This is a genomic window from Ensifer sp. GW821-FHT05G01 (assembly GCF_059419585.1).
The window spans coordinates 405,756-432,218 of sequence record NZ_JBWKSC010000004.1; the positions used below are offsets into that span (position 1 = coordinate 405,756).

A 26,463-nucleotide genomic window follows, 5' to 3' on the forward strand; every position below is an offset into this window, starting at 1 on the left:
CATTCGTTCCCCAAATCCATTTGCGACTCCGCCATTTCAACGACTGCCATCGTATGGCAAGCGTGCCGCATTCTCGTCCCCTCGCCCCGCCTGCGGGGAGAGGGTTAGGGTGAGGGGCAACTCCAAGCGCGAGTTCACATCCGCACCCGCTCCGCCCGCGGGTCGTACATCGCCTTCAGCGACGCCTCGGCCTTCACCCGCGTGCCGGCGATCTCGATCTCGAAGCTGGAGCCAAGCACATCGGCGTCGCTCTCGCCTTCCGACGGCACGTAACCGAGGCCGATGGCACCGCCGAGGTGGTGGCCGTAGTTGCCCGAGGTGATGGTGCCGACGATCTTGCCGTCGCGCACGATCGCCTCGTTGTGGAAGAGCAGCGGCTCCGGATCGGCGAGGCGAAACTGCACCAGCCGGCGCGACAGCCCACGATTGTGTTTGGCAAGCACCGCCTCGCGGCCGATGAAATCGCCCTTGTCGGTTTTGACCGCAAAGCCGAGCCCGGCTTCGAGCACGTGGTCCTCGTCGGTGATATCGTGACCGAAATGCCGGAAGGCCTTTTCGATGCGGCAACTGTCAAGCGTGTGGATGCCGCAGAGCTTCAGCCCGAGATCCTGCCCCGCCGCCTCCAGCGCCTCGAACACATGCGCCGTCTGGTCGGTGGAGACATAAAGCTCCCAGCCGAGTTCGCCGACATAGGTGACGCGGTGGGCACGGGCGAGGCCCATGCCGATCTCGATCTCGCGCGCCGTGCCGAAGGGATGCGCGGCATTCGAGAAATCGTTCGGGCTCACCTTTTGCAGAAGGTCGCGCGATTTCGGCCCCATGACGCAGAGCACGCTTTCGCCGGCACCGACATCGGTGATGACGACGAACTCGTCGCGCACATGCTTGCGCAGCCAGGCGAGATCGCGCTGGAGCGTGGCGCCAGGCACGACGAGCAGGAAGGCGGTCTCCGAAAGGCGCGTGACCGTCAGGTCGCTTTCGATGCCGCCGCGGCCGTTGAGCATCTGGGTGTAGACGATGCGGCCGGCCTCGACATTCATCTCGTTGGCGCAGAGCCTCTGCAGGAACGAAAGCGCGTCGCGCCCCTCAACCCGGATCTTGCCGAAGGAGGTCATGTCGAACAGGCCGACGCGCTCACGCACCGCCAGGTGCTCGGCCTTCTGGTTTTCGAACCAGTTCTGCCGCTTCCAGGAATAGCGGTATTCGCGCTCCTGGCCGTCATTGGCAAACCAGTTGGCCCGCTCCCAGCCTGCGACTTCGCCGAAGACGGCGCCGCGGCTCTTAAGGTGTTCATGCAGCGGCGAGCGCCGCACGCCGCGGGCCGTCGCCATCTGGCGATAGGGGAAATGATCGGCATAGAGCAGGCCGAGCGTCTCGGAGACCCTGTCCTTGAGGTAGGCGCGGTTCTTCTGGAACGGCTGCGCCCGGCGGATATCCACTTCCCAGAGATCGAACGGCGGCTCGCCGTCGTTCATCCATTGAGCCAGCGCCATGCCCGCCCCGCCGGAAGAAACGATGCCGATCGAGTTGTAGCCGGCAGCAACCCAGTAGCCTTTCACCTCCGGCGCCTCGCCGAGATAGTAGCGATCGTCGGGCGTAAAGCTCTCCGGGCCATTGAAGAAGGTATGGATCCCCGCCGTCTCCAGCATCGGCATGCGATTGACCGCCATTTCGAGGATCGGCGAGAAGTGGTCGAAATCATCGGGCAACTGGTCGAAGCAGAAGTCCTCGCGGATACCGTCCATGCCCCAGGGCTTCGCCTTGAGTTCGAAGGCGCCGACCAGCATCTTGCCGGCATCCTCCTTGTAATAGGTGCACTCGTCCGGCACCCGCAGCACCGGCAAGCGGGTCAAGTTGGGGATCGCCTCGGTGACGATGTAGAAATGCTCGCAGGCATGCAGCGGCACGGTCACACCGGATTGCCGCGCGAACTCGCGGCCCCACATGCCCGCGCAGTTGACGACATGATCGGTCTCGATCGTGTAGGTCTCGCCGTTCTGCTCGCAGGTGACCCCGGTCACCCGGCCATCCTTCTTCAAGACGGCCGTCACCTTGACGCCCTCGATGATCGTTGCGCCGTTCTGCCGCGCGCCCTTGGCAAGCGCCATGGCGATATTGGCCGGGTCGCACTGGCCGTCGAGCGGCAGGTGCACGGCCGCCTTCACGTCCGAGGTGTTGAGGTGTGGATACATCGCCTTCACCTCGTCGGGCGTGATTTCACGCACGTCGACATTGAAGGCGCGCGCCAGCGACGCCTGACGGTAGATTTCTTCCTTGCGTTCCTCCGTCAGCGCCACGGTGATCGAGCCGTTCTGGCGCATGCCGGTGGAAATGCCGGTTTCGGCCTCAAGCTTGACGTAGAGGTCGGCGGAATATTTCGCGAGCCGCGTCATGTTCTGCGAGGCGCGCAGCTGGCCGATCAGGCCGGCCGCATGCCAGGTCGTGCCCGACGTCAGCTGCTTGCGCTCAAGCAGCACCACGTCGGTCCAGCCGAGCTTGGCCAGGTGATAGGCGACGGAACAGCCGGAGACGCCGCCGCCGATGATGACGGCCCGGGCTTTCGAGGGGATGGGCTTGGTCATGCGCGCAGTCTTTCATTGGAGGGATCCCAGAGCGGCTGGTCGGCCTCGACCGTCGCCTTGAAGCGGTCGCCGAAGATCTCGACCTCGATCTCGTTGCCGGGTACGGCGAGATCGGCCCTGAGCATGCCGAGCGCGATCGACTTGCCGACGCGGTAGCCCCAGTTGCCCGAGGTGGTCTCGCCGACCACCTGGCCGTCCGACCAGAGCGTCGACATGTAGGGCGCATCGCAGCCGTCGGCGGCGACCGTCAGGGTGACGAAGCGCTTGGAAACGCCCTGCTGCTTCTCCCGCTCCAGTGCGGCCTTGCCCTTGAAGCCCGGCTTTGCCCAGTCGACGAAGCGCTCGAGCCCGCCCTGCAGGATGGTGTAGTCGGTGGAGAGATCGCCCTTCCAGGCGCGGTAGCCTTTCTCGATGCGCAGGCTGTCGAGCGCCTCCATGCCGAAGGGTTTCAGGCCATGCTTCTCGCCGACCGCCCACACGGCGTCGAAGATCGTTGCCGTGTCCTCGACCTTCGTATGGATCTCCCAGCCGAGTTCACCGGCAAAGGAGACGCGCACCAGCTGGCAATAACGCCCGGCGATTTGCGCCGTCTGGTGCGTGAGCCACCCCTTGGCGAGATCCGCGTCGCTGACCTCTGCGAGGATGTCGCGCGATTTCGGCCCCGTCAGGATCTGGCAGCTGAATTGCGTGGTGACGTCGTCGAGCGTGAAGGCGGCATCTGCCGGCAGGTGCTTTTGCAGCCACTCGAGATCGTGCCACTGCGCCGTTGCCGCCGTGATCAGGAAGAAGAAATCCTCGTCCAGCATCATGACCGACATTTCGGTGACGATGCGTCCCTTGTCGTCGGAGAAATAGGCAAGGCCGATGCGGCCGGGCTTCGGCACGCGCCCGGTGATCAGGCCTGACAGCCACTCGGTCGCGCCCTTGCCCTTCACCCGGAAGCGCGAGAAGCCCGGCAGGTCGAGAATGCCCGCGGCGTCGCGCACGGCGAGACACTCCTCCTCGATGCGTTTGGCCCATGGCCCTGCCCGCCCCCAGGTCTGCGTCGCCTCTTCCGAGGTGGCGTCGCCCGGTTTGGCGTACCACATCGCCCGTTCCCAGCCGTTATAGGGCTTGAACTGGGCGCCGAGCGCTGCGATCCGGTCGTGGATCGGCGACAGCTTCTTGCCGCGGCCGGCAGCCCAGTAATGCTTCGGGAAATGCATCGCGTATTCGTGGCCGTAGATCTCCATGCCCTTGGCGATGCAATAATCCTGGTCGGTATAGTCGGTGTAGCGGCGCGGATCGCAGGACCACATGTCCCACTCCGTCTGGCCCTCGGTGATCCACTCGGCGAGCACCTTGCCGGCACCGCCCGCCTGACAGATGCCGAAGGTGAAGACGCAGGCCTCGAAGGCATTGGGCACGCCGGGCATCGGCCCGATCAGCGGATTGCCGTCAGGCGCATAGGGGATCGGGCCGTTGATGATCCGCGACAGCCCGGCGGTTCCGAGGATCGGCACGCGCTCGACGGCATCGTTCAGATACCATTCCAGCCGGTCGAGATCGTCGGGGAACAGCTGGAACGAAAAGTCTTCGGGCATCGGGTCGTCGGGCGTGACCCAGTGGGCGCGGCAGTTGCGCTCATAGGGCCCGAGGTTCATGCCGTTCTTCTCCTGCCGGAGATAGTAGGAGCTGTCGACGTCGCGCAGCAGCGGCAGCTTGTGGCCTGCCTCCTTCGACCAGGCGGCAAGCTCCGGGATCTCGTCGAACAGGATGTACTGATGGCTCATCACCATCATCGGCACGTCTCGCCCGAACATCTTGCCGACGTCGCGGGCGTAATAGCCGGCGGCGTTGACGACGTATTCGCAGCGGATTTCGCCCTGCGGCGTGGTGATCACCCACTCGTCGTTTTCGCGGCGCGCCGCCGTGACGGGACAGAAGCGGATGATCTTTGCACCCATGTCGCGCGCGCCCTTGGCCAGCGCCTGCGTCAGCTGCGCCGGATCGATGTCGCCGTCATAGGGGTCGTAGAGCGCGCCAGTCAGGTCATGTGTTTCGAGGAACGGGTAGCGGCTGCGCATCTCCTCGGGCGACAGAATATCGAGGTCCATGCCCTGGTAGCGGCCCATGCCGACGACGCGCTTGAACTCCTGCAGCCGCTCCTTGGAGTGACCGAGCCGGATCGAGCCGGTGACATGATAGTTCATCGGATAATCGACGAGCGCGCCGAGATCGCGATAGAGCGACGCCGAGTAGCGCTGCATGTTCATGATCGACCAGGACGACGAGAAGGTCGGCACGTTGCCGGCCGCATGCCAGGTCGATCCGGCCGTCAGCTCGTTCTTCTCCAGAAGCACGCAGTCGGTCCAGCCGGCCTTGGCAAGATGGTAGAGCGAGGAGGCGCCGATCGCTCCCCCACCGATGATCACGACCCGCGCGTGTGACGGCAAATTCGACATGCACTGTTCCCTCGTTTTGCCGGAATTCTTGCCGTTGAAACGGGGCGCCATCAAGCGACGGAAACAGGCTTTATTGATCGATGAATTCGATTAGATTGGACGGACCTTCGAAACCGGACGCAATGCCCATGCAAGTCGACCTGATCGAGACGTTCCTGGACCTGATGGAGACCCGCTCCTTCAACCGCACCGCCGAGCGACTGAACATCACCCAGTCCACCGTTTCCCACCGCGTCAAGGCGCTGGAGGCGCAATTCAACCGCAAGCTCTTTACCCGCAACAAGGGCGGGACGGTGCCGACGGCTGCGGGCCTCAGGTTTCTGGACTATGCAAAAGCCCTTCAAAATCAGTGGCATGAAGCAACGAGAGCAGTCACAAGTGCCGGCGCGCTGGAGCGTTCCATGCGGCTCGGCATCCAGCACGATCTGGCGGAAGCCTTTGCCGGCGAATGGCTCGCGGCCATCAGGCTCGATCTGCCGACCACCGAGATCTACATGGAGGCGGACTATTCCAACCAGATGAACCGGGATCTGGGCGCCGGCGATCTCGATCTCGCCTTGCTCTATACCCCGCATTACCTGCCCGATCTTCACTATGAAAGGATCGGTGATCTGCATTACGTGATGGTGAGCAGGGATGCGGCTTCGCTATCGGATATCAGGATCGAGACCTATATCCAGGCGATCTATTCGCCTGCCTTCGATCGCGCCCACCGGCTGGCGCTGCCGCATCTCTCGGCAGCGCCGGTGGCGTCAGGGCAGAACATGGCGATCACCATGCTGCTGCATTCGCTCGGCGGCGCTGCCTATGTCACGGCGGCAACGGCCGATCGGCTCGTTCACTCCGGCCGGGCAAAGCTTGTTGCCGATGCGCCGGTGGTCCCGCAGACGGTCTATGCCGCCACCAGCCTTCGCACCCGCCACGCCCACCAGCACCGCAAGATCATCGGCGCGATGCAGGTGTTGCTTTCCGCAGGGAGCGACGCCGCGGCCGGAAGCTAGGCCATACGGCGCTGGATCAAGCGCTGCAGGACCATCAGGATGGAGACGATCGCCAGATAATAGACGAGCGCTGCCGAATACCATTCGACGAAGCGGAAGCTTGAGGCGATCGCGTCGTTGACGACGGCCATGATCTCTCGCATCGAGATGACGTAGGCAAGCGAGGTCAGCTTGATCAGGTTGATGAACTCGTTGACGAGCACCGGCATGACGATGCGCAGGGCCTGCGGCAGCACGACGAGGAAGAAGGTCTGCAGCCGGTTGAGCCCGAGCGCGCGTGCCGCATCGGTCTGCCCCTGGCCGATCGCTGCCAGTGCCCCGCGCATCGCCTCCGCCATATAGGCGGTGGTGACCAGCGTGAAGGCGATGAAGGCGGCGGCAAAGGGCGTGTACCAGGGCGCCCGCGTCAGGCCGGGAAAGAGTTGCGGCGCACCGTTCCAGACGATCAGCAGCACGAGGATGAGCGGGGCCGAACGAAACAGCCAGACATAGATCTGGGCCGATGTGCGCCGAACCGCCGCCATCGAGTTGAGCGCGACGGCGAGCGGCAGGCAGAGCAGGAACGAGGCGGCCTGAACCAGGATGGAGAGCAGGATCGCGATCGCCGCCCCCTGCAGCATGACCGGCATGGTCAGGGCATCGAAAAACAGTTTGGTGTCGAAGTTCATGCCCTGCCCGCTTCCTTGGATTAAGTTAGCGCGGGATGCGGGCGGCAAACCGCGCACACTTTTCCTCATCCCGCTCTCAAGCATCAACGATCGTAATCGACGTCGAACAGCGCCGGGTCGAGGCCATATTTCTTGGCGATGCCGCTGAAGAAGCCCTGTTCCTTCAAAGTCTTCAGCCCCGCCTTGACCGCGGCAGCATCGCTGCCTTCGCGCCTGGAGTAGATTCCGTAGGTGAAATCCGACGCCCAGGTATAGGGGAGCTGCAGCGCCCCGTCGGAGCGCGAGGCGCGATAGGCGCCCTCGGCCTCTTCGGTCATCGTCGCATCGACGCGGCCGACGAGAACCTGCTGGTAGGCCGCCTGTTGGGTCGGATATTCCTGCACCTCGACCGGCGGCTGGCCCTTGGCGGCGAGCGCCTTGTTCAGGGGCTCGATCCGCTCCTGCTTGTAGTAGGCGCCAGCTTCAAGCGCGATCACCTTGCCGCTCAGATCCTCCGGCACCTTGATGGTGTCGGTGCCGGCCTTGGTCACCATTGCGGTCGCCGATTTCATGTAGGATACGCCGTCATAAGTCTCGCGGCGCTTGGCGTTGATGTAGATGCCGCTGATGATCACGTCGCAGCGCCCGGCGCCGAGCGTCGGCAACAGCCCGGCAAATTCCGTGACCGTATAGCCGACCTTGGCGTTCCAGAGGCCGGCAAGCGCCTCGACGATCTCGATATCGATGCCGGTCGGTTTTGGATCGGCCGGGCTCTCCTTGAAGGTCAGCGGCGGAAAGGCAGCGGTGGTGCACACGCCGATGTCGCCATCGGCGGCAAAGGCTGGTACTTCCGCGTGGGCAAGCCCCGCCGACAGCAGAATGGTCCCGAGAAGGGTTGCATGCGATGCCAGTCTGATCATCTGTATTCCCCTCGATTAGGTTGGTGAAACGCGCCCGACGATGTCGCCATAGGCCTGGCTGTCGAAGGCGGGAAGGATAAGCGGGTCGACGAACCCGTCGCGCCGCGCCGTCAGCACGTATTGCATCATCGACGCATTGTCGGGCATCTCGAAAACCTGGACGAAGTCGTAGGTTCCGAGCGTGGCGTAGAAGGCGACCGAGCGGCCACCGAGCGCAGAAACGCGGTCTTCGCTGACCTTGCGCCGCGCGCCGCTGTCGGCAAGTTCGGCCAGTCCCTTGGCCGTCAGTCTCATCAGCGAGATATATCTTTGCATGGGGCATCATTCCGTTGAAACGGTTGGCAGAACGCTTTGAAATGGGAGTGTGCTGTCGGCGTTAGCCGCTGGCTTTGGCCAGACCGGCGATGACGGCGTCGCTGGTCGAGACCGTGCCGAAAATGCCGTTCTCGATCGAGATCATGTTGATCGCCGCCTCATGCGCCCATTGCTCGCCACTGGCGCAGCAATCCGAGATCGTCAGGCACTGGAAATTGCGATCGCAGGCTTCGCGCAGCGTCGTGTGGACGCAGACATCGGTGGTGCAGCCGGTAAAGAGCATATGGGTGATGCCCCGCGCCCGCAGCACATGCTCAAGATCCGTATAGGTGAACGAGCTGTTGCAGGTCTTGTCGATGATGACGTCTGTGTCGGCGACATCGAGTTCCGGTAGCAGCTGGAAGCCGGGGCTCGAGCGCAGCAGCACCTGCGTATTCTCGAGGCCCGAACGCTTTCGCCGCCATATTTCGTAAGGCGTCATATCGGCGAGGTCGGCACGGTAGCCCTGCCGTGTATGGATGATCAGGCAGCCGGCCTTACGCGCCGCCGATATCACCCGGTTGACCGCCGGCACGATGGCGGCGAGCGGCGCCGGATCGTAGCCCATCGAAGCGAAGTATCCATCGGGCGAACAGAAGTCGATCTGAAGGTCGATCACCATCAGCGCGGTCTGTGACGGAACCAGCCTGCCGTCATAAGGAAAATCAAATGGTTGCGCTGCAATCATGGTGTAACTCCCTCTCTCCGACCCGATTCATAGGAGCAAAAATCGATTGGGAATAGCGATTTTTTATGCTTGATATTGTCTAGTTTGGCTAAACAATTATCGATGATGCAAACGCGTCGATCGACTGCAAATCAGGGCTTGGAGCTCAAATGAAAGCGCTGCATTTCCTGCCCTATCTCAGGGTCTTCGAAACCGTTGCCCGGATCGGATCGGTGCGCCAGGCAGCAGATGAACTCGGCCTCAGCCCCGGAGCCGTATCGCTGCAACTGCGCCGGCTTTCTGAAACGACGGGCCTGACGCTTCTGGAAAAATCGGGGCGCAATATCCGCCTGACCGCAGCCGGGCGTGATTTTGCCCAAACCGTTTCCCACGCCATCGGCAATCTCGCCATCGCCGTTGAAAACAATGCGGAACGTCAGCTCGAAAACCACCAGACGAAGCTGACGGTCGCCTTGCCCCCGGCCCTGGCAATCGCCTGGATGGCGAGCCTGCTGGTGCAATTCGCCGATGCGCGCGGGGTCAGTGATCTCGCCATGCGCAGCTGTATCCGCGCAAGCGACGTGCAATGGGACGATGTCGACTTGGCCGTGGTCTACGACAATCCGCCCTTCAACGGGCTGTGGTGGCAGGTGGTCAGCGACGTGAAGCTCAGGACCATTTGCTCGCCGCTTCTTTTCCCGCGGCTGGAAGGGTCGCACCGCGACCGGAAGCTGCGCGACGTCACCTTGCTGCATGAGGACGACGGCCGGGAATGGACGCGCTGGTCGGCCGCCGCGCGCATATCGCTTGAAGGCAGCCGCAGCGTCCGGGTGCCTTCAGTCGCCGTCGCGGTGGCGTCCGCCCTACAGGGACAGGGCATGGCTCTCGTCTCGGATGTGCTGACCCGTTCTTATCTGCAAGAGGGCCGGCTGATCCAGCCGTTTCCGACGGCGATACCCGCATCGGCAGGCTACTACCTGCTCTGCCCGACGGAGAAGGCCGAGGCGCCGCTGATCCAGGCGCTTGCCCATCAGATCGCCGCCCATCTGCGCGGTGACTGACATGGCCGGCTTTCAGTAGCGCCCCTTGAGCAGCGCCTTCAGCCGCGTCGCGTCATCAGTCGTCACCCCAGGCGGATCGACCACCTCCATCCACGCATCGATGTAATGTTCCGGCGCATAGACATGGCCGTAACCGATCGGCGTCGTCGTACCCGTCGCCGCGTCGGCCAAAAGCTGGAACATCGTTACCACAGGGAACCATCTAAGGTCGGGCGAGACGTCATGGCCACGCGGCGCCTTCATCCAGTCCGGCTCGCGATAGAAGGAAAGCGGATCGAAGAAGGTGATCGGGTCGCTTGCATATTGCAGGTAGACGATGCGGACATTACCCCATACCGCGCCGGGGATATCCAGCGCATTCTTCTGGCCGGTGAAGCGGATCACCGAACCGTCGCGATAGCGCGGCAGCCACTCCGGAGAGCCCGGATTTCGGGCCGCCGTCACCGAAAGCCAAGTCCGCGTCGGGAACGGCGTGCCGACCCAGAGAGCGCCCTGGAATGGGTCGCTGATGATGTCGAACAGGTCGACCGAGCCCTGCGAGTTCATCGAGCCGAGGCTGAGACCGTAGAGGTAGAGGCGCGGACGTTTGTCCTTGGGCAGCGTCGTCCAGTAACCGTAGACCGCGTCGAACAAGGCATTGGCAGTCTCGCCGCCATATTCCGGCTCGACCAGAAGCGACAACCAGCTCGCCAGATAAGAATACTGCACCGCGACACTCGCGACGTCGCCCTTCAAGAGATACTCGACAGAATCGATGCCCGGCGGATCGACCCAGCCGGTGCCTGTCGGCACGACGATCATCAGGTTGGACCGCTCGAACCCGCCGACACGCTTCAGTTCTTCGAGCGCCAGCTTGGCCCGTTCCTTCGCCGTCTCGGCCGAATTGAGCCCGGCATAGACGCGCAAGGGCTCCTTCACCTCACCACTGAAGACGGCGCCGATATCCCCGGCGCTCGGCCCCGAGGCGATGAACTGGCGCCCCTGCCGGCCGAGTTCGTCCCAGGTCATCAGCGACGCGCCGCTGCCCGTCTTCAGCGGGTCGCTCGGCGGCGCCACATCAGGGTCGATCAGCGCATCGAGCCTCCGGAAGGAGCTGTCGGCCGCATGCAGAGCGAAGCGGAAGATCACCCCGTCGGTCGCCGACCAAAAGAGAGCGATGGCCGCGGCAATAGCCGTGACCTTTGCCAGCGGCCGCGTCAGCACATACTCGAAGCGCCCGGCAAGAAAGCGGAATGTCAGCCGGAACAGGCGTGCCAGCAACACGATGAGGATGAAGACGACAGCGGCGATGAGGCCAAGCTTGAACGGCTCGGCGCTCTCGACGGGATCGAGCCCCATGAGGCTGCGCACGGTATTCTGCCATTCCGCCGCCCGCCAAAGAAAGGTCAGCGCAAAAATTGCGCAGCCGAGGGCCGCCGCAATCTTGAGGAACAGGCCAGTCTTCGGCCGTACGTCCGGCAGTTCGAGATAGGACCAGAGCCAGCGCAGGAACACGCCGATGGCATAGCCGGCAGACAGCGAAAGGCCTGAGATCAACGCCTGAATGACATAGGGCCGCGGGATCAGGCTCGGCGTCAGAGACGCGGCGAAGAACAGCACTGCGACGATGAGCCCCGTCGTCGACAACGACGCCCAAAGCCCGGACACGAAACGTGGAACGGGCCACCTCGTCCTGCGCAGGCCTATCTCTTCAAGGTGATCCACCGGCAGGCTCCTTGTTGTCAATTGTTCGTCAAGAGCACCATTCGGGTTGGCGCGGTGCCCGATTGATAGTCGCCAGCCGCAGCAGCGACCACCTCGCGTCGGCAGTGTCACCGCCACCGACGCCATCCCCTACACGCGGCATGCGCGGATCAGCTTTTCTGGAAGGCCAGGTGCACGCCGAGCCCGACGAGCACGCCGCCACCGGCGCGCTGCATCGCACGCTGCGCCATGCTCGAGCGCTTGAGCCTTGCCATCAGTACCCCCGCCAGAATGACGCAGACGATATCGGCCGACGAAAACATCAGGTTGACGATCGTGCCGAGGATGACGAACTGCAGCCATACCGGGAACGCCGCGGATGCATCGATGAACTGCGGCAGGAAGGCCACGAAAAAGATCGCCGTCTTCGGGTTGAGCACTTCGACGGTGATGCTTTCGAAGAAGGCGCGCCGGCCGGATTTCGCCCCGATGCCGGGTAAGTCGCCGGTCCCATGCGCCTTGGCGCGAAACAGCGAAATCCCGAGCCAGACGAGATAGGCGGCACCGGCAAACTTGACGATCATGTAGAGCACCGGCACCGCATGAAACAGCACCGACAGGCCGGCGGCCGCCGCAACGACATGCACATAACCGCCGAGGTGAATGCCGAGCGTCGCCATCAAGCCGGACCAGCGGCCGCGCGCCATCGTCTGCGCCGCCGCATAAAGCATCGCAGGACCCGGGATATAGGCGAAAATTGCCGTGGTCACGACGAAGGCCAGAAGCAATTCCATAGGCGGCATCGCAATGCTCCCAAAAGGTCATATGGTGTGCAATTTCCGGCAGTAGACAATGCCTGCGCCCGCTTGGCAAGGCGAGATCGATGCCCCACGCACGCGGACCTTGCAGAGGCGAACCGAACAAGTTCGCTGTTGTCCTGGATACAATTGCCTAAAGGCAATTGTCGGTCAGATCCGCCGCTCCTTGATCGTGTTCATCACGAAGCTTGTCTCGATTGAGGCCACGCATTTGAGCCGGGCGATCTTCTCCTTGATGAACCGTTCGTATTGTTCCAGCCCGGCGCTCATCACCTTCAGCACATAGTCGCGCGAGCCGGTGACGAGATGGCATTCAAGCACCTCGTCCCAACCACGGATCGCCTGCTCGAACATGACGATCTCGTCCTCGTGCTGGCGGCTGAGGCGGACTGTGGCGATCGCCGTCATCGTCCAACCCTCGACTGCCGGATCGATGAGCGCGGTATAGCCGCGGATGACGCCGGTTTCCTCCAGTCGCCGCAGCCGCCTGAGGCAGGGCGAAGCCGACAGGCCGACACGCTCGGCCAGGTCGTTGTTGGTGATGCGTGCGTCGGCCAGCAACTCCCTCAGGATTCTGCGGTCAGTCTCGTCGGCAATTTTCTGCGTCATATCTCTTCAATCCCGGCAATAGTTTGCGCAACTCAAGGGTATGTGATCGCAAATAGCAAGGATCGGTCCAAGCGTCTGATATAATTTGCCTGCCAGTCGCCCCGTTTCGCTTCAGGAGAAAGCCATGACCGCGCCGCACCCCTACAAGACCCATATCGGAAACCACAAGCTGCATCCCGAAACACTGATGCTGAACTATGGTTACGACCCTGAACTGTCTGAGGGGGCCGTCAAGCCGCCGGTGTTCCTGACCTCCACCTTCGTCTTCCGCACCGCCGAGGAAGGCCGCGATTTCTTCGATTTCGTCTCGGGCCGTCGCGAGCCGCCGGCGGGTGTAGGTGCCGGCCTCGTCTATTCGCGCTTCAACCATCCGAACAGCGAGATCGTCGAGGATCGCCTCGCCGTCTACGAGCGCACGGAAAGCTGCGCACTGTTTTCCTCCGGCATGTCGGCGATCGCAACGACGCTGCTTGCCTTCGTGAAGCCCGGCGATGCGGTGCTGCACAGCCAGCCGCTTTACGGCGGCACCGAGACGCTGCTGGCGAAAACCTTCCTCAATCTCGGCGTTTCGGCCGTCGGTTTTGCCGATGGCGTCAACGAAGCGGCGGTGACGGAAGCTGCCGAAGCGGCGATGGCGAAAGGCCGTGTCTCGGTCATCCTGATCGAAACGCCCGCCAACCCGACCAACAGCCTCGTCGACGTCACCATGATCCGTCGCGTCGCCGACGCCATTGGCGCCAAACAGGGCCACACGCCGGTCATCGCCTGCGACAACACCCTGCTCGGCCCGGTGTTCCAGCGACCGATCGAGCACGGCGCCGATATCTCGCTTTACTCGCTGACCAAATATGTCGGCGGTCACTCCGATCTGATCGCCGGCGCCGCCCTCGGGTCCAAGGCGGTCATGAAGCAGGTGAAGGCGCTGCGCGGCGCGATCGGCACGCAACTCGACCCGCATTCCTGCTGGATGCTCGGCCGCTCGCTCGAGACCCTGTCGGTGCGCATGCACAAGGCCAACGACAATGCCCTGGTGGTGGCGGAATTCCTGCGCGACCATCCCAAGGTCGAGCGCATTCACTACCTGCCGTTCCACGACGAAGCCTCGCCGCTCGGCAAGGCCTATGCGGCGCAATGCACAGGGGCCGGCTCGACCTTCTCCTTCGACATCACGGGCGGTCAGGAGGCGGCCTTCCGCTTTTTGAATGCGCTGCAGATCTTCAAGCTCGCCGTCAGCCTCGGCGGCACGGAATCGCTGGCAAGCCATCCGGCGGCGATGACCCACTCCGGCGTGCCGATCGACGTTCGCCGTCGCATCGGCGTTCTCGACACGACGATCCGGCTTTCGATCGGCATCGAACATGCCGACGATCTGGTCGCCGACCTCGCGAACGCGCTGACGCTCGCCTGATCTGATAGGCTGGCCGCCGATCCCTTCGGCGACCGGCCTCCTCAATGGGACAGGATGTTGATCACATTGCCGAACGGATCGCGCATATAAAAGCGCCGCACGCCCCAAGGCTCGTCGGTAAGCTCGTAGACGACGTCCACGCCCTTCTTCCGTGCTTGCGCATAGACCGTATCGACATCGTCCACTTCGATCGACAACACCGGCACCGACGTGCCGTTTCCGCCCTCGCTCGCCACGCCCACCTGCGGCATCGCCGTTTGCCCTTTGGCGGCGAATGTCAGGATCCAGCCATGATCCATCACCAGCTCAAGCCCGAGCAGGTCGGCGTAGAAGGCGTGCGCGGCCTTGGGATCCGGCGCGTATAAATTGGAAACGATGCGTTTGACTGCCATGTCGCTCTCCCGGTTTTCGGGCGCAATCTGTATCGCGGCAACGCGTTTGCCTACTGCATAATTCCTTAAATCAGAATCGATTTAAGGAATTATGCAGCAATTTATAGTGCTACAGCGCCGTCACGTGCTGCAAAAGGATAGAGCGGCCTTTTCGCGTCCTGTCAGACGCCCGGTGCCGCCGGCGATCGCGGCAGCACCGTGCGGATCGCCGTTTCCACCAGGGCCTTGAAGCGAGCGATTTCCGGCCGCCGCTGTTGTTGGCGCGAGGCTTCCAGAAAGACCGTTCCCTCGGTGCCGTCGATCGCGAGCGGGCGGATGGCGAGCGCCGGGTGCAGCGCCGTCAGATGACGCGCAAGCGACGACGGGACGGTGGCGACCAGCCGGCTGGCAATCAGCGCGTCGCCGATCCCCAGATGCGATGGCATGGTCAGCATGATCCGGCGCGAGCGCCCATCGCGTGCCAGCAGCCGGTCGAAGTGATTGTCCGTCGCCGGCCAGGGCAGCGAATAGAGATGCGCGGCCGAGAGATAGTCGTCGACCGCCACCTCATCCGCGCCGGCAAGTGGGCAGAGCGGTCCGAACAGACAGACGAGCCGGTCGCATGCAACCGGTATCCGCTCGACGAGACTGCGGTCGTCGCGATCGCCACCGACCGAGATGACCGCATCGACCTCGCCCTGCGACAGCTCGGTGGCATAGGATCGGCGCTCGAAGACGCGGATCTCCAGGCTATGGCCCGCATGGTCCTGAACCAGGCTCTGTATCAGCACCGGCAAGAGTTGCTGGCGCAGACCGTCCGGCACCACGAGCGTGAAACGCCGCGCCTGCGACAATGCCTCCATTGCGCCCGATGAAACCGCAAGGGTGATGCTGGTGATCATTTCGCTGAGCGGCACCGCGATCTCTTCCATGCGCGGCGACGGCACCATGCCGCTCGGCGTGCGCACGAACAGATCGTCGGCAAAGTCTTCCCGCATGCGACGGAGCCTGTGGCTGATCGAGGATGCCGTTACCCCCAGCCGGTCGGCTGCCCTGCCGACATGGCGCTCCAGCATCAGCGCATGCAGCACTTTCAGGTTGTTGAGGTCGATCCGACGCCAGTCGAGCATGCTGAATTCCATTCAATGCGAGATGAGGAGCAATCATTTTCCAGCGATCACGGGCTTTGCTAGAGCGCCTCCTTAACACAGGAGACCTGAATGCTTGACCTGAAGCGGATCGCCCGCAGCACTTTCCTGACGCTTCTGTTGCTGCCGACGCCATCGATCGCCGAAGATGGCGGCCCGCACGTTACCAGCTGCGAGGCGATCGCCCCTATGGTTGCCGGCTGGCAGAAGCAGCCACCGGAATGGCCGGATGTCGAGCTGACCGCCGAAGTTGTATCGCTGGAGGTCCAGGATCCGATCGCCGTCACCACGCTTTGCCCGAACACCAGGACCCGCGTCGTCTGCCTCGAATACAACAACAGCGCGCTGAAGCCGGGAGATCGGGTCGACGTCAGCGGACTGGTGTCCGGCACATTCGAAAACGGCGTCGTACTCGACCCCTGCGGCACCACCAAGGTCGAGGCCAACGGCAAACCCTGAAGCCGGAAATCAGCGGGCGGACATCGCCGCGCGGACCAGCATTGCCGCCGCCTTGCCGGCACTCTCCATGTAGCTTGCATCCCGATGCAGGAGGACGACGGCAAAACTGCCGTCGAGCAAAAGCAGCATCTGGCGCGCCAGTTCACCGGCATCATTGATGCCTGCCTCGGCGAACACCTGCGCCAGCCAGGCCTCGAAAGTCTTCTTGTGGGCGGCACCGATGCGGATCGCCGGATGGCCGGGCATATTGGCGAGCTCGGCCGAGGTGCGCAGGAAACCGCACCCTTTCCATTTGGGATGTCGCGCGGCCCGGGCGAGGTTGACGAAGATCGCCTCGGCCTTTTCGGCCAGATCGCCGTCTGCCGCTTCGAACCATTTGCGAAAAAGCAAAAGGTTCGGCTGGTCGCGGCCTTCGAGATAGGCGGCGATCAGCTCGTCCTTGCTTTCGAAATGATAGTAGAGCGTGCGCTTCGTCACCCCTGCAGCCTCGGCCACCGCATCGACGCTGACGGCGCGGATACCCTGCGCATAGAAGAGCTTTGCTGCGGACGCGACAATCGTTTCCCGGGTCGATTTCTGAGCCTTCGCCATCACAATGTATACCGACTAGTGAATATACATGGTATCCTCCCTCACCTAACCTCTCCGTGTCAACACTTGCCGGAGAGCAACCATGTCCAACACCGTGCTGATGCAGATTTCCGAAGGCATTGCCCAACTGACGCTGAACCGGGCAGAGAAACTCAATGCGCTGAACTACGAGCTGATAGACCGCCTACTGGCCCTGCTCGACACCATCGAGGTCAACGACAAGGTCGGCGCGGTGATCATCACCGGCGCGGGCGAGCGGGCCTTCTCCGCTGGCGGCGATATTCACGAATTTTCCGAAAGCGTGGCGAAGGGCGTGAACCCGGCGGTGCGCGATTTCGTTCGCCGGGGCCAGCGGCTGACCGCGCGGCTCGAGTCCTTCCCGAAGCCGGTCATCGCTGCCGTCAACGGCATCGCCTATGGCGGCGGCTGCGAGATCACCGAGGCGGTGCATCTGGCGATCGCCAGCGAGCGGGCACGCTTTGCCAAGCCCGAGATCAAACTCGGCATGCCCCCAACCTTCGGCGGCACGCAGCGCCTGCCGCGGCTTGCCGGCCGCAAACACGCACTCGAGCTGCTGCTGACGGGCGAGGATTTCTCGCCGGACCGCGCCCGGGACATGGGCCTCGTCAACCACGTCGTTGCCCATGAGGAACTGATGCCTGCCACCCGCGACCTTGCCAGACGCATCATGGGATATTCGCCGCTCGCCGTCCGCTCGATCATCACTGCCGTCACCCGCGGCCTCAACATGTCGATATCGGAAGGGCTGCTGGTGGAAAGCGAGCAGTTTGCCCAGATGGTGCCGACCGACGACCTCTCCGATGCGCTCGCCGCCTGGAAGGGACGGCATATCCATGATGATCCGCCGCGTGGCCGCTCCTTCTCGCGCTACTACTAAATTCAACCAAACGGTTGACAATAATTATCGCATCGGCAATATTCAACAACATGGTTGAATATAAGAACGATCGGCTCGACGCCGTATTCCATGCGCTCTCCGACCCGACGCGGCGAGCGATGCTTGAGGATCTGTCGGCGGGCGAACGGCTGGTGGGCGAGCTTGCCGCCCCCTTCGCCATTTCGCTTGCCGCCGCCTCGAAACACATCAAGGTGCTCGAGGGCGCCGGCCTCGTGCGGCGCGAGGTGCGCGGCCGCGCCCATGTCTGCCGGCTCGACGCCGAACCGATGCATGCCGGCATGGAGTGGATGCGCCATTACGAAGCCTTCTGGCGCCAGCGCATCGACGTGCTGGAAGCGCTGCTGCTGGCGGACGACGCGGCAAAGGGTGCGGATGCGCAGGCAACGACGGAGAAGAAGGGATGATTTCGTCAACCGGCAACGACGACGGATATGCCCGGATCGTCGCGCCGGATGCGGCGCGCATCGAGCGGCTGTTGCCGGGGCCGATCGAGCGCATCTGGGCCTATCTGACGGAGGAGGACAAGCGCCGCCTGTGGATGGCAGCCGGCACCATAGGGGCTGCAGCCGGGACGAAGGTCGAGCACATCTTCCGTCACGAGGAACTCGGCACGGATTGCGGCGAACCGCCTGCCAAATATGCGGCCCTTGCCGGCGAAAGCCGAATCCATGGCCGCATCATCGCCTGCGAACCGCCGCATCTGCTCGCCTATAGCTGGGGCGAAGGCACGCCGACGCCATCGCAGGTGCGGTTCGATCTGGAAATGAGGGGTGCCAACGTGCTGCTGGTCGTCACCCATTCGCGCATCGCGAAACAGCAGACGATGGCGAGCTTTGCCGCGGGCTGGCATACCCATCTCGACATTCTCGCCAATGTGGTTTCCGGCCGCACGTCGCGCGGCTTCTGGAACAAGCATACCCTGCCCGAACTGGAATATGCCCGGCGGCTGTCGCCGCCCTAGCACCCTCTAACCATGAGAAATTGCTGCGTGATTTTCCACCTGGGATCCCTGCCGACCCAGGGGCCTCATGCCGCACGTCCATTCAACGAGGCAGGATCAACGGAGTTTGACATGTTGCTTCAAAACAAGGTGGCCATCGTTTATGGCGGCAGCGGCGCGATCGGCGGCGCTGCGGCGTCTGCCTTTGCCCGCGAAGGTGCTGATGTCTTTCTGGTCGGACGGACAGCCGAAACCTTGAGCCGCACGACCGGGACAATTCGAGCGGCGGGCGGAAAGGCAGAGTTCGACGTCGTCGACGTCCTCGATCAGGCCGCCGTCGAACAACACGCGCAATCGGTTGTCGATCGCGCCGGCCGGATCGACGTGGTGCTGACAGCCGTCGGCTTTTCCCATGTCCAGGGTCCGCCGCTTTCGGCGCTGACGCTGGAACAGTTCGAACGTCCGATCTCTGCTTACACCCGCGCCAATTTCATCACAGCCAAGACGGCCACAAGGCATATGGAGAGAAGCGGCGGCGGCGTCATCCTGACGGTGTCGACACCCGGCTCGCGCCTGTCAGGCTCGGGCTTCCTCGGCTACGGCACCACCTGCGGCGTCATCGAGACCTTCTCGCGCATTCTGGCGGGCGAAGTCGGCAGTCACGGCATCCGCGTCATCTGCCTGCGTCCGGACGCCATTCCCGAGGCGCTGCCGGTTTCGCACGCACGCGCCGTCTTTCAAGGCTTTGCCGACCGCTTCGACACGACGGTGGAGGAGATGCTCGACGGTCGCGCGAAGACTGGGACATTGCTCGGGCGCTTTCCGAAGCTCGACGAGGTCGCGGACTACGCCGCCTTCGTCGCCTCGGACCGGGCTGGCGCCATGACCGGCGCAATCGCCAATCTCACCTGCGGTTCGCTGGTCGATTGACGGGAACGACCGGCGCACCCTCGTCAAGGTCCGCCAGTCGCCGCGTGTCAGGCGCGTGCAAATCCGAGGATGAACAGCGCCAGCGACCCGATCGAAGTCACCGTGCGCACATGGTTCCACCAGACCCAGTCGGTCAGGTAGCGCTGCTGCCAGAATTCGGTGGCAGCCTGGCCGGGCGTGACAGCACCCAGCGCATCGTTCATCGGAACGTTGAAGATGATGGTGACGATCAGCACGCCGGCGACATAGACGATGCCGCCTACAGCCAGGAGCAGGCTGCCATTGCCGCCCCAGACGAAGGCGGCAATCACCAGGGCAAGCGCCAGAAGCGCCGTGCCCATGAAGACGCTCAGAAACAGCGGGTTCTGGATCACCACGTTGATGGCGTTCATCGCCGCGATCCCCTGCTCGGCCGGCAGCCGTGATAGCGCCTGCATGATGCAGACCGAGAAGATGAAGAACAGCCCGGCCATCAGGCCGGAACCGATCGCGGCGGCAAACGCCAGAGCGGGGATGAGCGGGATCATGCGGCAATACTCCAGACACCGGTTGCAGCGGTCTCCCGGGCGTAAGTTGCAAAGTCGCGCGGCCGGCGCCCAAGCACGCGCTCGACATCGGACGTCACACTCGAATTGCGCCCATCGAGCACCGAGGTGAAGAGATAGCGGATCAATTCGACATAGTCATCCGGCACGCCGTCGGCCTTCAGCTGCGCGGCAAAATCGTCAACCGGAACGGACTGATAGCTGATCCGCCGATTGGCAGCCGCAGCGATCTCGGCCACAGCGTCAGCAAAGGTCATGAGCCGCGGGCCGGTCAGCGAATAGACCTGGCCAACATGGCCCTCATCCAGAAGAGCCGCAACCGCAACGTCGGCGATGTCGTCACAGCTGATGAAGGGTTCGGTGACCTCATCCGTCGGCAGGAAGACGGACCCGCTCACGATGCCATCGGCGAGAAAACCTTCGCTGAAGTTCTCGAAGAACCAGCTGGCGCGGATGATCGTGCAGTCAGCGCCGGAGGCCTGAAGCGCACGCTCGGCGGCTTCCGCCTCATCCTCGCCTCGGCCCGACAAAAGCACCAGCCGCTTGATGCCTGCGTCGACGGCAAGGCGTGAAAACTTGGCGATGATCTCGACGGAACCCGGCACCGCCAGGTCGGGCTGGAAGCAGACATAAATGCGATCGACATTTGCAAGGGCCGTCGCCCAGGTCGCCTCGTCGGTCCAGTCGAAAGAAGGCGACGCCGAGCGCGCGCCGATGCGCACCGCAACGCCCCGCTCCTGAAGGCGGGCCGCGACCCGCCGCCCCGTCTTGCCGGTACCGCCCAGAACCAGTGTCAGTTTGTCCGTCATCGCTTCCTCCTGAGGTTGGCCTACAAACATGAGCATCTCTCACATTTGCAAATGTGATAAATCCTCGTATTTTAGGAGTCAAGTCAAAATGTGAGCATCACTCATGAATCAAGAGACAAGCCCAGCCGCGGCTCCCCCCGACGACGAGACCGCGCTGCGCCGGACACCCAGCCAGAAACGCAGCCGCGAGCGCGTCGAACACATCCTCGCCTGCGCGACGGCACTCATCCAGGAGAAGGGCAGCGACGCCATGCGCATGAGCGAAGTCGCTGAAAAGGCTGGAATTTCGATCGGATCGCTCTACCAGTACTTTCCCGACAAGGCGGCGATCGTGCGCACGCTGGCCGAGCGCTACAATGCGGTGTGCAACGAGTGTATCGCGGCCGAGCTTGCCAAGGTGACGTCGCTCGCCGAGCTGCGTGACGCCTTCGCCGTATTGTTCGACATCTATTACGATATGTTCCTGGCCGAGCCCGTCATGCGCGATATCTGGTCGGCGATGCAGGCCGACAAGGCGCTGCGCGAAATCGACCTCCAGCAAAGCCGTGCCGGTGGCCAGCTTCTCGCCGACGTCTGGGCGCGGTTTGCGCCCGGCACGCCGCGCGAGGCGATCGATAGCGCCGCCTTTTTGATCATGCATCTCGGCGATTGCACCATGCGGCTTGCGGTCTCGGTGGACCGGGCCGAGGGCGACCAGATCGTCGAGGCCTATAAACGCATGATCCTTCGGGATTTTGTCGCGGATGGGCCGGGCGGCGGCGCAAGTTTAATTGACATCTCCGGGGTGCGATCCTAATCATCATCAGATCGATTGGTTCCCGCAACGCGAACGCGTTTCGGGAGTAAACGGGAACGTGACGGATGGACCCATGCTGGGCATTCAAATCACGGCCGACCCCGCGACTGTAGAGCGACGTGAATGCGCCGTTCCGGAGCGATCCGGAAGAAGCCACTGGAGACGAGACCGCGAGAGGGCGGACCTTGGCTCTGGGAAGGCGAGGCAAATCCAGGGTGATCTCACCCGACGTCCTGAGCCAGGAAACCTGCCAGTCGATGCGGGCATAGGGCCCAAACCGGGAAATTTCCCGATGCCATCACGGAGGTTGTCATGGCTACGTCTACAGTTTCGAGCATTCCGCTCTCCCTCAGCGATCGTCTGACCGCGGGTATCATCGCGCTTCTCATCGGCGGCTTCCTCGTCTTCGGCGCGGGCCTGGCGAATTCGGCCGTGCTGCACGACACCGCGCACGACACCCGCCACTCCTACGGCTTCCCCTGCCACTAAGCGATGCGGAGGGACGCGACATGCGTTCCGCGTCGACATAGCTGCGGACAAAAACGCTTCCGGCAAACAGCCGGACGCGTTTGCTTGCGTCTGATGCAGACCGAAGATCTGCCGGCCGGAGCCGTTCGCAGGATTGCCAATGGGACACGGCGCTGCCTGCAAGGCGCATGGCGCGCCGATATCGAGGGATATCGAAAATGATTGTCAGAACGCTTCTGGCCGCGATCGTGGCTGGATTGATTGCCGGTGTCTTCATGACCGGCGCCCAGGAACTGCGCGTCGTACCGCTGATCCTGCACGCGGAAGAATTCGAAGGCGAAGCACCCGCCGCCGGCGAACAGCCCGCCGCCCAGCCGGGAACGGCCGATCCGGCCGCCGCAAACCACGACCAGCATTCGTCGCTGAAGGCGGTTTCGCCGATCGGCGCCCTGCTCGACGCCCTGTCGCCGATCACCCCCGCCTACGCCCACGAGGGCGAACACGAGGAAGGTGGCATCATGTTCGGCATGAGCCGCTTTTCCGGCACGCTGATCGCCAATCTGGTGACCGGCTCCGGCTTCGCGCTGCTGCTGGCCGGCGTCAGCCTCGTCATCGGCTATCCGATCACGCTCAGGAACGGCGCGCTCTGGGGCGCCTGCGGCTGGCTTGCCGTACACATGCTGCCGGCCATCGGCCTGCCGCCGGAACTACCGGGCTTCCCGGCCGCCGAACTCGGCGACCGCCAGGTCTGGTGGCTGGCAACGGTAGCGCTTTCCGCCGTCGGCCTTTATCTGCTGGTCCTGCGCGAAGAGATCGTTGCCAAGATCATCGGCCTCGTGCTGATCGCAGCACCCCACGTCTATGGCGCGCCGCAGCCGTCGGATATTTCCAGTAATGTTCCGGCCGTACTGGGCGCCGAGTTCGCCGTGGCGGCGCTCGCCACCACGCTCGCCTTCTGGATCGTGCTCGGCGTCGTCTCGGGCTTCATCAACGACCGTTTCGCCAAGGCATAAGCCGACCGGCCACCGTGACAAACGAGCCCCTGATATCGCCGATATCAGGCGCTCTGTCGTTTGAGATGATCAGCCCGTCTGCGATGCAAGCAGATGCGCCTGCAATCGTTCCCGACGCTCCTGCGGCGCCAACAGCACGCAATTGTCGCAGAAGCTGCCGCCTTCGGTTCGATAATAGAGACAGCAGCCGCCGCGCAGGCGATAGACGCGCGACAGCGCTTGATCGCCGCTCCCCTCGCCGAACTCGACCTTGATTGCCTCATAACAGAGCTTGTCGGAATAGAGCGGCGTGCCTTGGCGTTTGACGATCGCCAGCGCCTTGGACATCGCATCCTCTTCGTCGCCGAGCGCGCGACCGATCTCCAGGAAACCACCCGCAAGCGAATCCGCTGCCAGCCGCCATTGCGCGCCGGACGAAAGACCCGTGCGACGCTTCAGCATGGCGATGACTGGCGCCAGATGCACGGCGAAGGTTTCACTGAAGGCAACCGCATCGCCTGGGGCATTATCGCCGACCGCAGGCATGCTTAGGCTGAAATGAAACCGTTTGGCCGCCACCAGCCGCTCACCATAGGCGCGCGAAAATTCTTCGAAGCGAAGGCGGCGAACCCCCGCCACGATGCCCGCACCGAGATAGAGGCTGCCAAGCGCGAGCGCCAGTTGGTTGCCGTAAAACGCGATCAGATGGGCGGCGCGGATCTTGTTGTCCATACCGACGGCGAAACAATCCTGATAGGCAAGCCCGGCTTCGAGCCCCGCACCATCCTCGGCCCAGAACTGCGCCGCGGAAAGACCGTCGTCGCCGGCAGCATCGAGCGAAAAGCCGACTTCGGGAAAGAATGGCTGCAGGCGCGCGAGCAGGTCGAGAGCGCTCCGGCGTTGCGCCGCGTCCATGCCCTCTACCGCCGGGCGATCGTCCTGCCGCTGGTGAGCGAAGCTCATGCCGTCTCCCTTGCCGCAAGCCAACCGCCGCGAAAATCCGCCTTCTGCAAGCCGCGCCGGATGGCCGGGACGCTACGCGTCAGCTGCCAGACAAAACCGTTTCTGGCATTTTCGATCATCATCACGACGAGCCCCTGGTCAAGCCCGACCACGCGGTCGTCGACCCAGCCTTCAGGGCCTGCGCCGGACAGGCTTGGATTGAACCCGCCGGGAAAGCGGCCTTCGCACAGGAGGTCCGGATAGCGGTTTTCGAATGCGGCCAGCGCCGAGCGCGAAGCATCCGCGGCGAAGGGCAGACAGGCAACCGGCCCCCAGGGGACCAGCGTGCCGTCGTCGGGTCCACCGGGCGCACCGCGGGCGGCATAACCGAGCATCCGCTGCCAGCGCCCGTCGACAAGCCGCAGCCGCCCCTTCGGTCCGTCACCGGCGCTGAGGCCCCATCCAACCCGGTCATAGCCGGCGAAACCTCGGGGATTGTCGTCGGCATACTGGCGCTGCAGGTCGATCGCCCGGCAGGTGTTTTCAAAATAATCCGTCGCCTTGTCGCGCATCGGCGGATCGCGAAGACCGCGAAGGTCGATCCAGGCCTGCGGAAAGAGATGGATGAACAGCGGGCCGGCCTTCAGATGCGGCGCACCGTCGACCGTCGTCCAGTCGTAGGCGGCAGTGAAGGCGCGGTAATGCTCCGGCCCGATCGCATGGTGCGGCGCGCCGAGCGCCAGCACGTAAAGCAGCAGCGCCTCGCTATAGCCCTGCCAGCGATATTTCAAAAACCGCCCCGGCGGCCGCCAGCCCATCGTCAATGTCTCGCCGCGGCCGAGCGCCCAGCGCCAGTCGACCCGGGCATAGAGTTTTTCCGACAGCGCCCGGATCTCCGTGTCCGTTGCATCCTCGCCGGTGAAATAGGCGGCAGCCGCCAGGACGCCGGCAATCAGCAGCGCGGTGTCGATGGTGGAAAGCTCTGACTGCCACACCCGCTCGCCGGTTTTCATGTGGAGAAAGTGATAGTAAAAGCCGCGATAGCCGCTGGCGAGCGTATCTCTCCCCTGCCGGCTTTGCGCCAGAAACCGCAGGGTCGTCAGCACCCGGCTGGCCGCGTCGCCGCGCCCGATCCAGCCGCGTTCGACGCCAACGGGGTAGCAGGAAAGCCCGAAACCGGTCGCAGCAACGCTCGAGGGCGCATCGGCAAGCGAAGTATCGGCGACAAGCCCCGTTTCGGTGTCGCTATAGCGCAGGAAATAATCGAAGGCGGCGGCTTGCAGCCTATCGATCTGAAAACATTCCGTATTCCGTGTCTGCTGAAGCATTTTACCGGCTCATTTGGAACTGCTGGCACAGTATCGGTCGGCTGTCACCTATGTCGATATCACCTTTTATTGAAGGTCGGCCAACCCCAGACAGTCGCCGACGGCCAATCCTGTGCTACATTTCGTCAGATAACGCGGCTCGCAATGACGGGTTGAAGCTATGTTGAGCATGCTGGCGTTGATCCTTTCCCTGACGGGCAGCCCGACCCAATCGGGCGCTGCGCCGACCGATGTCGACGTGGAACTGGTGCTGGCCGTCGACATGTCGGGCTCGATGGACCTGGACGAAGCACGGGTCCAGCGCTCCGGCTATGTGCAGGCGCTGCGCCATGCGGAATTCCTCAATGCGGTGAAGAGCGGACGTTATGGCCGCATCGCCCTTGGCTATTTCGAATGGGCCGGCACGGTCAACGAATCCTCCGTCGTCGCCTGGCGAGTGATTTCCAACGCCGCAGAGGCCGACGCCTTTGCCGCGATGATCGAGGCACGACCCGTCGGCACACGCCGCGGCACCTCGATTTCAAACGCGATCAGCTATGGAACGGCGCTGATCGATTCCAACGCCTTTTCCGGCATGCGCCGGGTCATCGATGTCTCCGGCGACGGCCCCAACAACATCGGCCCACCGGTCACCCCTGCCCGCGATATCGCGATTGCCCGCGGTATCATCATCAATGGACTGGCGATCCTGATCAGGCCGTCGGTCTCGACCGGGCCGCTCGACCAGTATTATGCCGAATGCGTCGTCGGTGGACCCGGCTCCTTCGTGCTGCCGGTGCACGAGCCGGAAGATTTCGCCATCGCCATCCGCCAGAAGCTGATCCTGGAGGTGAGCGGCCTGCCGCCACCGCCGCGCGTGCGCCTCGTCGATGCCACGCCGGCGCCCGACTGCCTGATCGGCGAAAAGCTACGGCCCGGCTTCCTCGATCGGGTGTATCCCGAGCTCGACAAGTAGCTGGCCATTCGAAGACGGCGGCATGGTGTCGATCCACCACCATGCCAGATTGTCGTTTCCCTTCACCGCGCGCGAC

Annotated in this window: 28 protein-coding genes and 1 riboswitch; of the genes, 12 read left to right on the top strand and 16 right to left on the bottom strand. The window is 63.4% G+C overall.

Translation table 11 applies throughout. The features are described 5' to 3' along the window. Window positions 1–134 precede the first annotated feature (134 nt). The gene (locus AC07UR_RS13120) at window positions 135–2,582 is read right to left on the bottom strand and encodes a GcvT family protein (RefSeq protein ID WP_209790635.1); all 2,448 of its coding nucleotides are present in this window, start codon (window positions 2,580–2,582) and stop codon (window positions 135–137) included. Further along, window positions 2,579–5,026, bottom strand: a complete 2,448-nt coding sequence (locus tag AC07UR_RS13125; protein WP_209790634.1) for a GcvT family protein — start codon at window positions 5,024–5,026, stop codon at window positions 2,579–2,581. The genes AC07UR_RS13120 and AC07UR_RS13125 overlap by 4 nt, the downstream gene beginning before the upstream one ends. A gap of 128 nt (window positions 5,027–5,154) precedes the next feature. Here AC07UR_RS13125 and AC07UR_RS13130 point away from each other — a divergent pair, with 128 nt between their 5' ends. Next, complete coding sequence (locus tag AC07UR_RS13130; protein WP_209790878.1) at window positions 5,155–6,027, top strand: LysR family transcriptional regulator; 873 nt, start codon at window positions 5,155–5,157, stop codon at window positions 6,025–6,027. Here AC07UR_RS13130 and AC07UR_RS13135 read toward each other — a convergent pair. The 4 genes from AC07UR_RS13135 to AC07UR_RS13150 form a co-directional block, all read right to left on the bottom strand. Beyond that, on the bottom strand, window positions 6,024–6,695 hold the full coding sequence (locus AC07UR_RS13135) for an amino acid ABC transporter permease (protein WP_234941859.1): 672 nt from the start codon (window positions 6,693–6,695) through the stop codon (window positions 6,024–6,026). The genes AC07UR_RS13130 and AC07UR_RS13135 overlap by 4 nt on opposite strands. Window positions 6,696–6,778: 83 nt before the next feature. Further along, complete coding sequence (locus tag AC07UR_RS13140) at window positions 6,779–7,594, bottom strand: transporter substrate-binding domain-containing protein (RefSeq protein ID WP_209790633.1); 816 nt, start codon at window positions 7,592–7,594, stop codon at window positions 6,779–6,781. 15 nt (window positions 7,595–7,609) lie between these two features. Then, entirely contained in the window at window positions 7,610–7,909 is a 300-nt protein-coding gene (locus AC07UR_RS13145) for a GYD domain-containing protein (RefSeq protein WP_173420717.1), read from the bottom strand. A 61-nt stretch (window positions 7,910–7,970) separates the two neighbouring features. Next, window positions 7,971–8,636 carry a cysteine hydrolase family protein gene (locus AC07UR_RS13150; RefSeq protein ID WP_173420718.1) on the bottom strand — a complete coding sequence of 222 codons (666 nt, stop codon included), beginning with the start codon at window positions 8,634–8,636 and terminating at the stop codon, window positions 7,971–7,973. A gap of 149 nt (window positions 8,637–8,785) precedes the next feature. Between AC07UR_RS13150 and AC07UR_RS13155 the strand changes: the two genes are divergently transcribed. Further along, window positions 8,786–9,676, top strand: coding sequence for a LysR substrate-binding domain-containing protein (locus tag AC07UR_RS13155; RefSeq protein ID WP_209790632.1), 891 nt, complete (start codon window positions 8,786–8,788; stop codon window positions 9,674–9,676). A gap of 12 nt (window positions 9,677–9,688) precedes the next feature. On the opposite strand, the gene AC07UR_RS13160 is transcribed toward AC07UR_RS13155, so the two are convergent. The 3 genes from AC07UR_RS13160 to AC07UR_RS13170 form a co-directional block, all read right to left on the bottom strand. Continuing rightward, window positions 9,689–11,380 carry an alpha/beta hydrolase gene (locus tag AC07UR_RS13160; RefSeq protein WP_209790631.1) on the bottom strand — a complete coding sequence of 564 codons (1,692 nt, stop codon included), beginning with the start codon at window positions 11,378–11,380 and terminating at the stop codon, window positions 9,689–9,691. A gap of 149 nt (window positions 11,381–11,529) precedes the next feature. Then, a complete protein-coding gene (locus tag AC07UR_RS13165) occupies window positions 11,530–12,162 on the bottom strand; it encodes a LysE family translocator (protein ID WP_173420721.1) in 633 nt (210 codons plus the stop codon). Between the two features lie 165 nt (window positions 12,163–12,327). Next, entirely contained in the window at window positions 12,328–12,786 is a 459-nt protein-coding gene (locus tag AC07UR_RS13170) for an Lrp/AsnC family transcriptional regulator (protein ID WP_077499731.1), read from the bottom strand. A 124-nt stretch (window positions 12,787–12,910) separates the two neighbouring features. On the opposite strand from AC07UR_RS13170, the gene AC07UR_RS13175 reads away from it, so the two are divergent. Continuing rightward, on the top strand, window positions 12,911–14,194 hold the full coding sequence (locus AC07UR_RS13175; protein WP_209790630.1) for a cystathionine gamma-synthase family protein: 1,284 nt from the start codon (window positions 12,911–12,913) through the stop codon (window positions 14,192–14,194). Window positions 14,195–14,235: 41 nt separating this feature from the next. Here AC07UR_RS13175 and AC07UR_RS13180 read toward each other — a convergent pair whose 3' ends face one another. Further along, window positions 14,236–14,586, bottom strand: coding sequence for a VOC family protein (locus AC07UR_RS13180; RefSeq protein ID WP_173420723.1), 351 nt, complete (start codon window positions 14,584–14,586; stop codon window positions 14,236–14,238). A 161-nt stretch (window positions 14,587–14,747) separates the two neighbouring features. Next, window positions 14,748–15,695 carry a LysR family transcriptional regulator gene (locus AC07UR_RS13185; RefSeq protein ID WP_209790629.1) on the bottom strand — a complete coding sequence of 316 codons (948 nt, stop codon included), beginning with the start codon at window positions 15,693–15,695 and terminating at the stop codon, window positions 14,748–14,750. Window positions 15,696–15,785: 90 nt separating this feature from the next. On the opposite strand from AC07UR_RS13185, the gene AC07UR_RS13190 reads away from it, so the two are divergent. Next, a complete protein-coding gene (locus tag AC07UR_RS13190) occupies window positions 15,786–16,172 on the top strand; it encodes a hypothetical protein (protein ID WP_209790628.1) in 387 nt (128 codons plus the stop codon). Window positions 16,173–16,181: 9 nt separating this feature from the next. Here the strand turns inward: AC07UR_RS13190 and AC07UR_RS13195 are convergent, their stop codons facing one another. Further along, window positions 16,182–16,763, bottom strand: a complete 582-nt coding sequence (locus AC07UR_RS13195) for a TetR/AcrR family transcriptional regulator (RefSeq protein WP_209790627.1) — start codon at window positions 16,761–16,763, stop codon at window positions 16,182–16,184. An 82-nt stretch (window positions 16,764–16,845) separates the two neighbouring features. On the opposite strand from AC07UR_RS13195, the gene AC07UR_RS13200 reads away from it, so the two are divergent. The 4 genes from AC07UR_RS13200 (at window position 16,846) to AC07UR_RS13215 (ending at window position 19,552) form a co-directional block, all read left to right on the top strand. Continuing rightward, window positions 16,846–17,661, top strand: a complete 816-nt coding sequence (locus AC07UR_RS13200; RefSeq protein ID WP_209790626.1) for a crotonase/enoyl-CoA hydratase family protein — start codon at window positions 16,846–16,848, stop codon at window positions 17,659–17,661. A 50-nt stretch (window positions 17,662–17,711) separates the two neighbouring features. Next, complete coding sequence (locus tag AC07UR_RS13205) at window positions 17,712–18,086, top strand: ArsR/SmtB family transcription factor (RefSeq protein ID WP_209790625.1); 375 nt, start codon at window positions 17,712–17,714, stop codon at window positions 18,084–18,086. Continuing rightward, window positions 18,083–18,643, top strand: coding sequence for an SRPBCC family protein (locus AC07UR_RS13210; protein WP_209790624.1), 561 nt, complete (start codon window positions 18,083–18,085; stop codon window positions 18,641–18,643). Before AC07UR_RS13205 ends, AC07UR_RS13210 begins: the two co-directional genes overlap by 4 nt. Before the next feature lie 111 nt (window positions 18,644–18,754). Continuing rightward, window positions 18,755–19,552, top strand: a complete 798-nt coding sequence (locus AC07UR_RS13215; RefSeq protein WP_209790623.1) for an SDR family NAD(P)-dependent oxidoreductase — start codon at window positions 18,755–18,757, stop codon at window positions 19,550–19,552. 47 nt (window positions 19,553–19,599) lie between these two features. Here the strand turns inward: AC07UR_RS13215 and AC07UR_RS13220 are convergent, their stop codons facing one another. Further along, entirely contained in the window at window positions 19,600–20,079 is a 480-nt protein-coding gene (locus tag AC07UR_RS13220; protein ID WP_209790622.1) for an anthrone oxygenase family protein, read from the bottom strand. Continuing rightward, window positions 20,076–20,906, bottom strand: a complete 831-nt coding sequence (locus AC07UR_RS13225; protein WP_209790621.1) for an NAD(P)H-binding protein — start codon at window positions 20,904–20,906, stop codon at window positions 20,076–20,078. Before AC07UR_RS13225 ends, AC07UR_RS13220 begins: the two co-directional genes overlap by 4 nt. 103 nt (window positions 20,907–21,009) lie before the next feature. On the opposite strand from AC07UR_RS13225, the gene AC07UR_RS13230 reads away from it, so the two are divergent. From AC07UR_RS13230 to AC07UR_RS13240, 3 genes are all read left to right on the top strand, one after another. Further along, window positions 21,010–21,702 (top strand): TetR/AcrR family transcriptional regulator, encoded by a 693-nt coding sequence (locus AC07UR_RS13230; protein WP_209790620.1) that lies wholly within the window; start codon window positions 21,010–21,012, stop codon window positions 21,700–21,702. Beyond that, window positions 21,702–21,971: riboswitch (cobalamin riboswitch) on the top strand. (Overlaps the previous gene by 1 nt.) A gap of 43 nt (window positions 21,972–22,014) precedes the next feature. Next, window positions 22,015–22,191, top strand: a complete 177-nt coding sequence (locus AC07UR_RS13235; RefSeq protein WP_025427862.1) for a CbtB domain-containing protein — start codon at window positions 22,015–22,017, stop codon at window positions 22,189–22,191. Between the two features lie 197 nt (window positions 22,192–22,388). Continuing rightward, window positions 22,389–23,183, top strand: a complete 795-nt coding sequence (locus AC07UR_RS13240; RefSeq protein ID WP_209790619.1) for a CbtA family protein — start codon at window positions 22,389–22,391, stop codon at window positions 23,181–23,183. Window positions 23,184–23,252: 69 nt separating this feature from the next. Here the strand turns inward: AC07UR_RS13240 and AC07UR_RS13245 are convergent, their stop codons facing one another. Continuing rightward, a complete protein-coding gene (locus AC07UR_RS13245; protein ID WP_234941858.1) occupies window positions 23,253–24,125 on the bottom strand; it encodes a (2Fe-2S)-binding protein in 873 nt (290 codons plus the stop codon). Continuing rightward, window positions 24,122–25,432, bottom strand: coding sequence for a glucoamylase family protein (locus AC07UR_RS13250; RefSeq protein WP_209790618.1), 1,311 nt, complete (start codon window positions 25,430–25,432; stop codon window positions 24,122–24,124). Before AC07UR_RS13250 ends, AC07UR_RS13245 begins: the two co-directional genes overlap by 4 nt. 160 nt (window positions 25,433–25,592) lie before the next feature. Between AC07UR_RS13250 and AC07UR_RS13255 the strand changes: the two genes are divergently transcribed. Further along, window positions 25,593–26,387: a DUF1194 domain-containing protein gene (locus AC07UR_RS13255; RefSeq protein WP_173420736.1), complete on the top strand. Its 795-nt coding sequence runs from the start codon at window positions 25,593–25,595 to the stop codon at window positions 26,385–26,387. Window positions 26,388–26,463: the final 76 nt, after the last annotated feature.

What these genes read in the sequence shown, in the direction of transcription:
- AC07UR_RS13120 (WP_209790635.1), bottom strand. Translation starts at nt 2,582, where the DNA reads ATGACCAAGCCCATCCCCTCGAAAGCCCGGGCCGTCATCATCGGCGGC.
- AC07UR_RS13125 (WP_209790634.1), bottom strand. Translation starts at nt 5,026, where the DNA reads ATGTCGAATTTGCCGTCACACGCGCGGGTCGTGATCATCGGTGGGGGA.
- AC07UR_RS13130 (WP_209790878.1), top strand. Translation starts at nt 5,155, where the DNA reads ATGCAAGTCGACCTGATCGAGACGTTCCTGGACCTGATGGAGACCCGC.
- AC07UR_RS13135 (WP_234941859.1), bottom strand. Translation starts at nt 6,695, where the DNA reads ATGAACTTCGACACCAAACTGTTTTTCGATGCCCTGACCATGCCGGTC.
- AC07UR_RS13140 (WP_209790633.1), bottom strand. Translation starts at nt 7,594, where the DNA reads ATGATCAGACTGGCATCGCATGCAACCCTTCTCGGGACCATTCTGCTG.
- AC07UR_RS13145 (WP_173420717.1), bottom strand. Translation starts at nt 7,909, where the DNA reads ATGCAAAGATATATCTCGCTGATGAGACTGACGGCCAAGGGACTGGCC.
- AC07UR_RS13150 (WP_173420718.1), bottom strand. Translation starts at nt 8,636, where the DNA reads ATGATTGCAGCGCAACCATTTGATTTTCCTTATGACGGCAGGCTGGTT.
- AC07UR_RS13155 (WP_209790632.1), top strand. Translation starts at nt 8,786, where the DNA reads ATGAAAGCGCTGCATTTCCTGCCCTATCTCAGGGTCTTCGAAACCGTT.
- AC07UR_RS13165 (WP_173420721.1), bottom strand. Translation starts at nt 12,162, where the DNA reads ATGCCGCCTATGGAATTGCTTCTGGCCTTCGTCGTGACCACGGCAATT.
- AC07UR_RS13170 (WP_077499731.1), bottom strand. Translation starts at nt 12,786, where the DNA reads ATGACGCAGAAAATTGCCGACGAGACTGACCGCAGAATCCTGAGGGAG.
- AC07UR_RS13175 (WP_209790630.1), top strand. Translation starts at nt 12,911, where the DNA reads ATGACCGCGCCGCACCCCTACAAGACCCATATCGGAAACCACAAGCTG.
- AC07UR_RS13180 (WP_173420723.1), bottom strand. Translation starts at nt 14,586, where the DNA reads ATGGCAGTCAAACGCATCGTTTCCAATTTATACGCGCCGGATCCCAAG.
- AC07UR_RS13185 (WP_209790629.1), bottom strand. Translation starts at nt 15,695, where the DNA reads ATGCTCGACTGGCGTCGGATCGACCTCAACAACCTGAAAGTGCTGCAT.
- AC07UR_RS13190 (WP_209790628.1), top strand. Translation starts at nt 15,786, where the DNA reads ATGCTTGACCTGAAGCGGATCGCCCGCAGCACTTTCCTGACGCTTCTG.
- AC07UR_RS13195 (WP_209790627.1), bottom strand. Translation starts at nt 16,763, where the DNA reads ATGGCGAAGGCTCAGAAATCGACCCGGGAAACGATTGTCGCGTCCGCA.
- AC07UR_RS13200 (WP_209790626.1), top strand. Translation starts at nt 16,846, where the DNA reads ATGTCCAACACCGTGCTGATGCAGATTTCCGAAGGCATTGCCCAACTG.
- AC07UR_RS13205 (WP_209790625.1), top strand. Translation starts at nt 17,712, where the DNA reads ATGGTTGAATATAAGAACGATCGGCTCGACGCCGTATTCCATGCGCTC.
- AC07UR_RS13210 (WP_209790624.1), top strand. Translation starts at nt 18,083, where the DNA reads ATGATTTCGTCAACCGGCAACGACGACGGATATGCCCGGATCGTCGCG.
- AC07UR_RS13215 (WP_209790623.1), top strand. Translation starts at nt 18,755, where the DNA reads ATGTTGCTTCAAAACAAGGTGGCCATCGTTTATGGCGGCAGCGGCGCG.
- AC07UR_RS13220 (WP_209790622.1), bottom strand. Translation starts at nt 20,079, where the DNA reads ATGATCCCGCTCATCCCCGCTCTGGCGTTTGCCGCCGCGATCGGTTCC.
- AC07UR_RS13225 (WP_209790621.1), bottom strand. Translation starts at nt 20,906, where the DNA reads ATGACGGACAAACTGACACTGGTTCTGGGCGGTACCGGCAAGACGGGG.
- AC07UR_RS13230 (WP_209790620.1), top strand. Translation starts at nt 21,010, where the DNA reads ATGAATCAAGAGACAAGCCCAGCCGCGGCTCCCCCCGACGACGAGACC.
- AC07UR_RS13235 (WP_025427862.1), top strand. Translation starts at nt 22,015, where the DNA reads ATGGCTACGTCTACAGTTTCGAGCATTCCGCTCTCCCTCAGCGATCGT.
- AC07UR_RS13240 (WP_209790619.1), top strand. Translation starts at nt 22,389, where the DNA reads ATGATTGTCAGAACGCTTCTGGCCGCGATCGTGGCTGGATTGATTGCC.
- AC07UR_RS13245 (WP_234941858.1), bottom strand. Translation starts at nt 24,125, where the DNA reads ATGAGCTTCGCTCACCAGCGGCAGGACGATCGCCCGGCGGTAGAGGGC.
- AC07UR_RS13250 (WP_209790618.1), bottom strand. Translation starts at nt 25,432, where the DNA reads ATGCTTCAGCAGACACGGAATACGGAATGTTTTCAGATCGATAGGCTG.
- AC07UR_RS13255 (WP_173420736.1), top strand. Translation starts at nt 25,593, where the DNA reads ATGTTGAGCATGCTGGCGTTGATCCTTTCCCTGACGGGCAGCCCGACC.